Source organism: Nocardia sp. NPDC050406 (assembly GCF_044459025.1).
Lineage (GTDB): Bacteria > Actinomycetota > Actinomycetes > Mycobacteriales > Mycobacteriaceae > Nocardia.
In genome coordinates this window covers 1,630,298-1,641,488 of the sequence record NZ_JBITIM010000001.1, presented here as the reverse complement: position 1 = coordinate 1,641,488, position 11,191 = coordinate 1,630,298, and the positions used below count along the sequence as shown (strand labels likewise).

Here is an 11,191-nt window from a genome sequence, read left to right as displayed (position 1 = left end):
ACACCTCGGGCGAAGCTCACAATTCTGGCACCGCGAAGAGGTGGTCGGTGAGTGTCAGGCGCGAATTCCCGCACGGAATTTGGGCACGCGCATGCTGACCTTGGTGCCCGCGCCGGGTCCGGTCTCCACGACCAAGCCGTAGTCGTTGCCGAAGGCGGCGCGCAGGCGGTCGTCCACATTGGCCAGTCCGATGTGCGCGGCCTCGGGTCCGCCGGTGCCTCGGCCGGTGTCGATCGCGTCGAGGGCTCCCGAGCGCAGCAGTTCCGGGTCCATGCCGACGCCGTCGTCCTCGACGCTGATGACGCAGTCGGTGCCCTCGTCGAGGGCGACGATGCTGACCGTGCCGCCGCCGGGGCGCGGGGCGATGCCGTGGCGGACGGCGTTCTCCACGAGGGGTTGCAGCGCGAGGAAGGGCAGCACCACGCTCAGCACCTCGGGCGCGATCTGGAGGCGCACCTGGAGGGCGTCGCCGAAGCGGGCGCGTTCGAGGGCGAGGTAGCGGTCGATATTGCTCAATTCGTCGGACAGCACGGTGAATTCCCCGGCGCTGCGGAAGGAGTAGCGGGTGAAGTCGGCGAATTCGAGGATGAGTTCGCGGGCGCGGGCGGGGTCGGTGCGTACGAACGAGGCGATGGTGTTGAGCGCGTTGTAGATGAAGTGCGGGCTGATCTGGGCGCGCAGGGCCCGCACCTCGGCGCGGTCGAGGCGGGCGCGGGAGGCGTCGAGTTCGGCGAGTTCGAGTTGGCCGGAGACATACCGTGCCACTTCGGCGAGCGCGCCGAGCATGCCCGGTTCGGGCTGTCCGGTCACCACGATTCCCAGTACGCCGACCGCGCCGGTGCTGTCGATGAGCAGGGGTTGGGCGATGAGTATGCGGCGCGAGTTCTCGCCGGTCTCGGTGTCGAGTACCCGCCGTTCACCCTCGACGGCACGCCGTGCCGCCTCGGTGAGGTGGGCGGCGAGGTCGTCGTGTTCGCCGTCCCAGGCCAGCAGTGCGCCCTCGGGATCGGTGATGCCGAGCCCCTCGGAACCGGTCAGTATGCGCAGATGCGGCGCGGCTTCGGCCGCGGACTCCTCGGTGAGTCCGCGCCGCAGTGGGTGCGCGGCGAGCGAGGCGGTGTGCAGCGTGGTGTGGACGGCGCGTTCGGCCTGGGTGGTGACCGTGCGCCGGGTGCGCGGCCACGCCAGGATCGATCCGGCGATCAGGACCGCCGCGACGATCACCGCCACCGCTGTGCCCGTCACCGGCCATACCTCGGCTCACCCATGTGGCCGATTATGGCTGTCGGTCGCGGGTGGGCCTCAGTGCGACTCTCCGTTCAGCCAGGCGATGTCGCGCAGGATCTCCGACACGGTGATCGCGTCGAGCTCGGCGAAGTTGGCTTCGCCCCGGCCGGATCGGGTCCTGCGGAGCCGGACGCCGAAGGTCTGCTCCGCGCTCGGATCGTAGGCCGCCAAGCCGGGACTCGTCGAGATCCGCAGGAAACGGCCGTGCGGCAGCGGCTTCTCGAATTCATAGATGTAGCCGCCGTCCCCGGTCTCCGGCGGTAGCCAGCCGCGGGCGGCCAGACCGAGGAAGCGCGGGCCCTCCACTTTCTCTCCGGCACAGAGAATCTCGGTGGCGGACAGCAATTCTTCCGGGACGGTGTAGGTTTCTCGGGCGATCTGCGGGAACGGTTGCAGCAGTTCGTAATCGGAGAAGATTTCCCCCCATGCCTCGATCTCGTCCGCGAACTGGAGGGGGTGGGCCACGCCGAGTACCGCGTCGTCGGCGAGGGGGAACGTCTCGTCGCGGCTGTCGGCCGAGGTGCGGTCCTCGGCGATACGGAAAGTGCCCGTGAGGGTGTCGTTGTCGTAGACGCCCCACACCAGGCGTCGGGTCACATGCCAGCGCAGCGGATGCGCGATGAACAGGGTGCGCAGTTCGTGCCCAGTGAAGCGGCGCTGCGCGACCATAGCGCGTTCCAGGCGGCGAATCTGATCGACCGCGACCGCCCGGGCGTTCTTCTTCAGTGCGCGAAAGGTCTTGTGCGCCTGTTCGGCTCGTTCCGTGTCGTCTTTTGCCCCCGGCTTCGGCAGCGACTTCACCGCAGCGCCCTCAGCGGTGGTGATGGTCGGTCGCAGCTGGTCGTCGAAGCTCGCCACGAACCGGCGCGGCCCGAAATCCAGGGTCGTGGTCCCGTCCGGGCCCAGCCCGAGATCCGGGACGAGGCGGTCGGCGAGCTGATCGGCGGTGAGCGCCAACCGATCCGCCACCGCCTCGATGCGCTCCTGCGCGCCCTCGCGCACCCGCTTGGTCTTGACCTTCTCGCCGATGTACTTCAACGCCAGCAGTGCGGCATCGGAGCCGATCGCCACGAAGGCGTCCAGCGCGCTCACCGAGCGTGGATCGGAACGGTGGGCGCGCACATGGTCGAGGAGCGCGGCGACCGTCTCGTCATCGCCGAACGAGCCCAGGGCCTCGTATACCCAGGAGTGCCGGGTGGGCGCTCCAGCCCGCTGCCACTGCGCGAACAGCTCCCAGGCCAGATCGGCGAGGGTGGCGGCATCGCAGAGCGGATACACCTGCGCCACCCCGGCATAGGGTTCGCCGGGGTCGGCCAGCATGAGCATGGTGAGCAGATTCTCGACGGCCTCGGCCGAGAGCGGTTCACCGGCGGCGGTGCGCACGGTGGGGAGTGCGGCGAGATTCACCCAGGCCGGAATGGCTGGCATGCGGGTGGGCAGGACGGTGAGCGGATCGGCGTCCAGGACCTCTTCGACCGCCTGTTCGGCGAGTGCGCCGTATTTCGCGGCGACGGCGCGTATTTCGTCGCCGTGGCCGAGACCGTCGAGCAGGCGCAATACTCGGCAGGCGAGACGGCGGTTCGTGGCGACGGAGCCGACGGCGCGGGGAATGAGCACCCGTGCCGTGAACCCGGCATGGCGTCGTAGATATCGAAGCGCGGCCGGACGCATCGTGCGTCGGTCCAGCCTCGCTATCGCCAGGTCCACCAATTCCGTTGCCGCGTACGGGAGTATCGCGGTCTCCGCATCGCGCGGGTTGTCGCGCGCCGCGGCCAGCACCAGCGGGTAGACGGCGACCTCGAACGCGGCCACGGCCGCGCGCAGTTCATCGGTGCGGCCGAAGAGCGAGCGCAGACGCGTGGTGCGCAGGAGCGGCAGCGCGCGTTCGGGTCCCATGACCACGAGCGCACCCAGTTCGTGGCCGCTCAATGACCAGTCGGCCGGGCGGCGCAGGACCTGCTCGACCTCGTGGTATTGGTCGGCGCGCACCAGACTTCGCCATTCCTCGCGCTCACCGGGCAGCCACGAGCAGTACACCTCGGTGGGCGGGACCAAGCCCGCCGCTACGGTGGGTTTGCCACGCGCGCGGTTCCGCCAGGGGGGATCGCGCAGAATCGCCGGTGCCGCCTCGGGATCGACGGCCGCGGCGGCTACGCGCCCCAACTCGGTCGCGATGAAATCGGCCGTGGCGGCGGGCAGTGCGGCCACCGACTCCCGTGCCAACTCGGCGTATCCGTGCAGATGTTCGCGGAGCACATCGGAGTGCGCGGTCGGGTCGAGCAGGCGCAGCGCCCGCCGCGGAAAGCGTTGCGCCGCTTGCCGTAGCGCGTTCATGGCGGGCGGCAGACCGGAGCGTGCGGTGAGCGCGCCGAAGGCGGCATCGGTCGGGATCACCGCCAGTGCGTCGGCGATCGCGATCCGCAACGGCTGCGTCATCTCCCAGTGGTCGAACCAGTCGGCGAGCACCTCGACGACCGCGAAGCCGACACCGTCGACCACCGTGATGGCCGTGGGCGGCACCGCGATCGCCGCACCTTCGGCCGGGGTCCACACGCTGTTGAAACCCTGATTCAGCCACCGCAGCTGCTCGACCTCGGTGGCGGCGTCCACGAGCAGGCGGCGGTGCGCGCGGGCGTCGGCCGCGATGGCCTCCGCGATATCCGCGGCCACCCAGTCGCGCTGGGACGGCAACAGGTAGGAGGTCACCACCCGCTCATGCCGTCCCCGTGCCCGATACTCCTCGAAAACCGCCAGTACCGACCGCAATTCGGCCGCCGCGCACGCCGCCAGCCGATTGCGCAGCAACCCCAGCACGTGTCGAAGGTTGCCCGGCTCGCTGTGTGAGTGCCAGCTCGCGGCCGCCGGGAACAGGGGCCCCGTCACAGCCCGCAGCATGGTCTCCGCCGCGAAGCCGAGGCCGCGCGTGCTCGTCCAATGGTCCAGCAGCGCGGCCGCGTCGTCGAGCGCGTGCCGCCGTTGCGCGGCCGTCAGGTGGTAGGGCAGTTCCGTGCGCGTGGTCAACAGGGCCGCGGCGACCTCCACTGGGAGGTCGGCGATCTCGCCCGGCCGCTCGGGCAGCGCCCGACCGCGCGGGTCTCGCTCGCCGAGCCGCAGCATCGCGAGCCCGTAGTGCTGTGCGCAGGCCCTGGCCCGCGCCGCCACCGCCTCGATATCGATCTCGACGGGTGGCGGCGTCAGCAGTCCATCTCGTCTGTACAGCAGGTGTTTTCGCTGTTTGACGGTGGGCTCGAACATATCGTCGGCGTGCACCGGAGAAACTCCCCTTCGTCAGGCGGTGAGGATATCGAGGTCCCGCAGCAGCTCCGACGCCGCGATCGGGTCCAGGTCGGCGAGGCTGTACCGGGTACGGCGGCTGGGCCAGACATTGTGCTGGCCGGGCGGGACGATGTGGACGCTGAGCTTCTGGTCGCCCAGATCGAAGGCCATGTCCGCCGCGATGCCGGGTTCGAGATCGACTACGGCGGTATGGGTTTCGGTGAGCGACCGGTGGATCTCCTCGATGACACCGCCGTCCATGGGCGCGCCCCGCACCCAGCCGTGGCGGGCCATGCCCAGCACCTTGCCGACGGAGACGACCCGCCCTTGATAGTGATCCAGCGCGGCGGCACGGGATTGCTCGGTGAGCACGTGGATTTCACGTTGCAGCTGCGGAAACGGTTGCAGGATTTCGTAATCGGCGAAGACCTCGGACCACGATGCCAGGGACTCGGCGAGGTGCAGGGGGTGGGCGATACCGATAAGCGCGTCGTCGGCGAGGGTGACGGTGTTGTCGTCGGCATCGGCGAGGGTGCGATCCTCCGCTACCCGGAAGGACCCGGTCACCGTGCCGTCCGGCGCGAACGACGCCCACACCAGGCGGCGGCTGACGTGCCAGAGCAGGGGATGGTCGATGAACAGCTGCCGGTGGACTTCGGGAGTCCAGCGGCGGCCCCGGACCATGGCGCGCTCCAAGCGTTGGATCTGATTCGCCGCAATGGCTTTCACATCCTTCTTCAGATTCGAGAACGTCTTGAAGGCGGCCGGAGCGAGTTCCGGGTCGTCTGTGGCACCGGGCTTCGGCAGGGATCTGCGCGGAGTGCCGTCGGCGTCGGAGACGGTGGGCCGCAACTGTTCGTCGAAACCGATGAGGAAGGCCCGCGGACCGTAATCCAATGTCAGAGTGCCGCTGTCATCGAGTCCGTAGCTGGGTACGAGCCGGTCCGCGAGCTCCTCGGCGGTCATACCGGATTCCTCGGCCAACTGCTGGATCTTCTCCTGCGCTTTGGTCCTGATGCCCTTGAACTTCACCTTCTCGGCAATGCCGTTGAGCAGCATGAGCGACACCTCGCCGCCGATCGCGGCGAGCACGTCCAGGCCGGAAACCGCTCGGGCATGGGCGTTCTCGCCCGGCCACGCGCGAATGAGCGGGGCCAGGCGGCGGGCGGTGTCGTCATTGCCGAGCAGACCCTGGGCGTGCATCACCCAGTCGTCATCGGAGGGATAACCCGCCAGACCCCACATCTCGAACAGATCCCACGAGAAATCCGCGAGTGACCGCGGGGTCGCGATGTCAGCGATCCGCGCGACTCCCGCGTAGTCGGCGGCGGGGCCGCACATGGCCAGCATGGTGCAGACGGTGGCCATCGCGGACGGCGGAAGGGCGCGACCGCCGAGTACGTTGTCGCGCAACCTGATCGGCGACAGCACGGCGGGAACGAGCCACGAGGGCAGCGAGGGAATGGTCTTGGGCAGCAGTTCGAGGGGGTCGGTGCGCAGTTGTGCCTCGATCGCCGCGTGGACGTGGTCGCCCAGTGCGGTGGCGGCCGCGAGCAGTGCCGCGCGATGATCTCGCCCATCCAGGGAGCGCAGGACTCGCCACGCCTGGTCGCGCTGCTTACCGGGTTTGTCGAGTGCCGCCGCGAACAGATCCGGTGCGGCGCTGTCGACATGGCGTTCGAACCACGCCAGCGCCGTCGCCCGCCCGCGACGGGTATCGAGCAGTCGGGTCATGAAGGTGGTGATCGCGGTACCGGTGACGGGCAGCAGCAACGGTGCCATGGCGATCGCATCGGTCTGCACCACAGCGAATATCACCTCCGCCGCGGTATCCCCGAACCGTCCCAGGATCCGTCGCAGCGTGTCGTCGGAATTCCAGTAGCCGTAGGCGGGCAACCGGGGCACGAGCGGGGCGACCAGCGCTTCGGGACCGAAGGCGAGAACCTCGAGGATGCCGTACGTATGGTTGTCGGTGTCTTCGAGGATCCGGGCCACCTCCGCTTCCCAGCCGCCATGTGGAACCTCGTGCGGCACAGGGATATTCGCCCACTCGTCGCGTTCCCCGGGCAGCCACGAGACGGTGAGCGGGCGCGCGGTCGCGACATCACGCAACACAGTCGGCGTCATCGGGGGCAGGTCGCGCTCCCACGGTGGAGTACGGAGGAGTTCGGGCAGCTCTGCCATCGGGGCGAGGTCGACCGGTGTCTTCGCGCCAGCCGGTGCCGCGATCTCCTCGTCGGCGAGCTCCGGATACACCCGGGCGAGTAGAGACGACAACCCCGAGGTTCGGGTATCCGGCGGCCGCTGGGCGAGCAACCGCGCCGCTCGGCGCGGGAAGCGGTACATGGCCTCGAGCAGTGCTATGCGCACACCGGGCCGGTCGGCGCGGTCGACGAGTACGTCGAGCGCCTGATCGGTGGGCAGATGTGCGAGCAGATCCGCCATCATGCGCTGATCGTCGAGGGTCATACCCGAAGCGTCGAGCAGAGCGGTCAGGAGCTCGGTCGCGGCGGCGCCTGTCTCGACGACCGCCCGGAGGATCTCGGCACGACCGGTCAGGTGCCAGATGTGACGCGGGCGGGGCACCTGCTCCAGTTGTTCGGAAGTGGTCACCGACCCCGCGATGAGGATCTCCGCGGTCCCCCAGCTGTACCGTTGCCAGAGGAGTCGAATATCGCGCGATACCCAATCCTGTTCGGTGGGAAGCAGATACGCCGTCGCGGCGCACACGGCCAGACCCGCCGGATCTTTGCGGCAGCGGCCGAGCCGCTGCCCGGCGGCTCGGTAATCGGAGTCGCTCGCCGCCGCCAAGTGAGCGCGCATGCGCGGCAGATGTTCGACCCCGGGATGGGCGAACGGGTGCGGACGCTCCGGACGGGTCGCGGTACAGGTCGATTCCTTGCCGGAGTATCCGATCGAGAGCCCGGCGAGCACGGCGACGGCCTCGGCCGCGGCGACCACACCGTGCGCGTCGACCCACGCGTCGACCAGCTTGCCGGTCAGATTGGGCTTGGACGCATACGCTTCGGCGGTGCCCGCGGCCAATGCCCCGGCGACGGCGATACCGAGGGCGGTCGCGTCCTCCGGGGTCTCGATGGCGACGCGCGCGGCCTCGGCCAGATCGCGGTAACCCGCCGCGCCGGTGGCCTCCACCGCGCGGCCGACACGGTCGTCCGCCAGCCACTTGCGGTACAGCGCAACGGCTTTCGGGTCGATCTTCGGAGCCTTCACCGGCCCCCGCCCCCGGAACGGTGTCGCCTTCGCCAGCCATTCGTCCGGAATCACCCAGGCGTCCTCGTCGGTACGCCGCAGGTCGTTCATGTCGTTCTCCCCAGTTGGTATAGAAAGGTGCCCGGATCAGGCGGTGAGCAGGTGCAGTTCGCGCAGCAGCTCGGAGGCGGTGAGCGCATCCAGATCGCCGAAGCGTGGCGTGGTCGCGCTGCCGTCCCAGCGGCTCTCGTTGCCGGACTGCGTCAGGTGCACGGTGATCTTCTGCTCATCCCATTCGAGCGCGGCACCGGCGATGATGCCCGGATCGAGACCGATGACGGCGGAACGGTTCTCGCCCAATGGCCGGAACATCTCGCAGGAGACCCCACCGTCGAGGACGTCACCGCGTTCCCAGCCGAACCTGCTCAACCCCAACAGCTTTCCGGTGGGCACGATGGCATCTTGCCAACGCTCCAGAGTCGAGGCGGCGCGTTCCGCCTCGGTGCAGGTGTAGATCTCACGTTGCAGCTGCGGGAACGGTTGCAGGATCTCGTAATCGGCGAACACCTCACCCCACGCGGCGCACGTCTCGCCCAGGTGCAGCGGATGCGCGATACCCACGATCGCGTCGTCGGCGACGGCGGCGGGATTGTCGTCGGCGTCGGCGTGACTGCGGTCCTCGGCGATTCGGAACGAGCCGGTGACGCTGCCGTCCGCGGCGAAGGTGGCCCACACCAGACGGCGGGTCAGGTGCCACAGCAGGGGATGGTCGACGAACAGCCGCCGATGTTCCTCGGCGGTCCACCGGCGGCCCCGCACCATCGCCTGCTCGAAGCGCCGAACCTGGTCGGCGGCAGCGGATTTCACATCCTTCTTCAGCGCCGTGAACGACTTGTAGGCGGCCGGTGCCAACTCCTGGTCATCCTTGGCCCCCGGCTTCGGCAGCGATTTGCGCAGCGTGCTCGCCCGCCAGGCGTCGCCCTCGCGGACGGCGTCGGACACGGTGGGCTTCAGCTGTTCGTCGAAGCCGATGACGAATCCGCGTGCGCCGTAATCCAGTACCAGCGTGCCGTTGGCATCCAGCCCGAAATCGGGGACCAGACGGTCGGCGAGCTGCTCCGGGGTCAGATCCAGGCTCTCGGCGACCTCGGCGATCTTCTCCCGCGCCTTGTTCTTCAATCCGGCGAACCGCACCTTCTCGGCAATGCCGTGCAGCTGCATGAGCGCCACATCCGTGCCGATGGCGGTCAGCACCTCCAGGCCGGTCACCGCCCGTGCGTGCGCCGACTGCCCCGGCCAGACTCGGATGTGCGCGCCGAGCCGACGCGCGGTCTCGTCATCGCCGAGCAACCCCAGCGCGTACAGGACCCACCCGTCCTTGGACGGATAGTCGGCCATCTTCCACACTTCGAAGACGCCCCAGACGAATTCGGCGAGCGATTCGCGATCGGCGACCTGGGCGAGTTGCTCGACCCCGGCATAGTCGCCGTTGGGACCGCACATGGCCAGCATGGTGCACACGTCCCGGGCCGAGGCCGCCGACAGCACGGCATCGCTGTCGCGCAGGCGGATCGGCGGAAGCAGTTCGGGCACAAGCCAGTTCGGTGTCGTCGGAATACGCGCGGGCAGTTGCAGCAGCGGATCGCTGTCGAGGAGGTCGGTGATCGCGGCGGCCGCGCGCTCGTCGAGGCTCGTCACCGCCGCCTCGATCGCCGCGCGGTGCCCGCGCGCGGCGAGCGTCCGCAGCGCCGTTTCGGCCAGTCGGCGATCCTTGCCCGCCTTGGCCAGCGCCGCCGCGAACACATCGGGCAGCGCCGTCTCGAGATGCCGGGCGAACCACTCCATCGCGACCCACCGGGTCTTCTTCCCGTCCAGCCAGCGAATCATGGACTGCGTCACCACCGTTCCGGTGACCGGGGCCAGGACCTGCGCGAGCTGGGTGGGATGCTGTTGCGCCGCCCGCACCACATAGCGCAGCGCGTCGTCGCCGAATCGTGCCAGTACCCGGCGCAGCGCGTCCTCGGCATCCCAGAGCCGACCGGGCGTGGCCGTCGCCAGATGCGGGCGTACGAATTCCTCCGGTGCGAGGGCGAACAGGGACGGCAGTTCGTAGCTGTACATGTCCTCGCGCTGCACGGCCGACGCGATGGCCTCCCGCCAGTGCGTCTTGTACCCGCCCCAGACCCACACGTCGGACTCCGCCCACGCCTCCTGCTCGCCCGGCGCCCAGACCAGCCGGTTTGCCTGCGGCGGCACCAGATCCGGGATCACCACGGCCTTCGACTTCCCGCGTTCGCGCCGCCACGGCGGAGTGCGCAACACCTCCGGCAGCTCCGCCTCGGTCGCAGCGCGCCCGCTCGCCGACGGCAGCACCCGGGCGTCATCGGGCAGTTCGGCAATCAACTCCGGATGCGCGACCGCCACGGAGCGCAGCAGGTAGCGCGCCATGGCCGAGCGCGCCGAGGAGGCCCGCAGCATGCGCACCGCGCGGCGCGGAAACCGTTGTGCGGCAATGCTCAACGCCTGCGGGAAGTAGCGCTGGTCGACCCGGGAGGCCAAGGCCGCGAAGGCCGCGTCGGAGGGCAGGTGCGCGAGCATGGTCGCCAGCCTGCTCACCGCCTCGCCTCCGTTGTCGCGTTGACGCAGGATCGTCTCCAGCGCCCCGTAGCAGTCGGGTCCGAGCCGGATGGCGGCGGTGTAGAGCAGGCTGGCGCCGTGGTCGTAGGTGAACTGATGTCCGCCCAGCGCGCCGACGAGTCGCTCCAGCTCCTCGGCGTCGGTGACCGACGCGGCCAGCAGGGCGTAGTGGCTGCGGTAGAAGTCGTGCGGGCTGATGGTCGCGAGATCCTCGGTCGCCCAGCCGGGTTCGGTCGATATCAAGAAGGAGGTCGCGATCCGAACGGATACGTCGGCCTCCGCCGTGCGCAGCTCGCGCAGGCGTGCCACCACCGCCGCGTACTCCTGCTCCGGGAGCTCGGCGAGGATCGTGCGCACCCGAATCAGCCCGAGCGAGAACTCGCCGAGATTGATTTCGCCCGGTGCGTAACGCCGGAGGGTGAAGTTGTAGTGCCCCGCGGTGTACTCCACGTCGGCGCGCAGTGCCGAGCGCAGCGCGGCCGCTTCGGCCGCGAAGACGATGCCATGGTCGCGCACCCACGCGTCCACGGTGGCGGCGGCGTGGGTATAGGCGTGGTGGTGGTAGGCGTTGCCCGCCACGGCATCCAGCGCACAGGTCGATACGGCCGCGCCCAGCGGCCCACCTGTCAGTGGATCGTCCACGGCGGCACGCCCCGCCGTCGCCAAGTCGTCGGCACCGGCCGCGGCCGTCCGCCGCAGCGTCGACAACACCCGATTACGGTGGGTGGCAAGCAATTCCAGCTGCTCCTCGACAGCGGTGTCACTGAGTGAAACCGGCTGT

4 protein-coding genes are annotated in these 11,191 nt (G+C 69.4%); all 4 read right to left on the bottom strand.

Annotated elements, in window-relative coordinates; genetic code table 11:
• Window positions 1-54: 54 nt before the first annotated feature.
• The 4 genes from ACIBH2_RS07850 to ACIBH2_RS07835 are packed head-to-tail and all read right to left on the bottom strand — an operon-like array spanning window position 55 to window position 11,121.
• Window positions 55-1,245, bottom strand: a complete 1,191-nt coding sequence (locus tag ACIBH2_RS07850; protein WP_397114628.1) for a sensor histidine kinase — start codon at window positions 1,243-1,245, stop codon at window positions 55-57.
• 57 nt (window positions 1,246-1,302) lie between these two features.
• A complete protein-coding gene (locus tag ACIBH2_RS07845) occupies window positions 1,303-4,557 on the bottom strand; it encodes a DUF4132 domain-containing protein (RefSeq protein WP_397114626.1) in 3,255 nt (1,084 codons plus the stop codon).
• 18 nt (window positions 4,558-4,575) lie between these two features.
• Complete coding sequence (locus ACIBH2_RS07840) at window positions 4,576-7,884, bottom strand: DUF4132 domain-containing protein (protein WP_397114624.1); 3,309 nt, start codon at window positions 7,882-7,884, stop codon at window positions 4,576-4,578.
• Window positions 7,885-7,920: 36 nt separating this feature from the next.
• The gene (locus ACIBH2_RS07835; protein ID WP_397114622.1) at window positions 7,921-11,121 is read right to left on the bottom strand and encodes a DUF4132 domain-containing protein; all 3,201 of its coding nucleotides are present in this window, start codon (window positions 11,119-11,121) and stop codon (window positions 7,921-7,923) included.
• Between the last annotated feature and the right edge of the window lie 70 nt (window positions 11,122-11,191).

Bases quoted from the DNA above. Each gene is read 5' to 3' on its own strand.
- ACIBH2_RS07840 (WP_397114624.1), bottom strand. From the start codon at position 7,884: ATGAACGACCTGCGGCGTACCGACGAGGACGCCTGGGTGATTCCGGAC.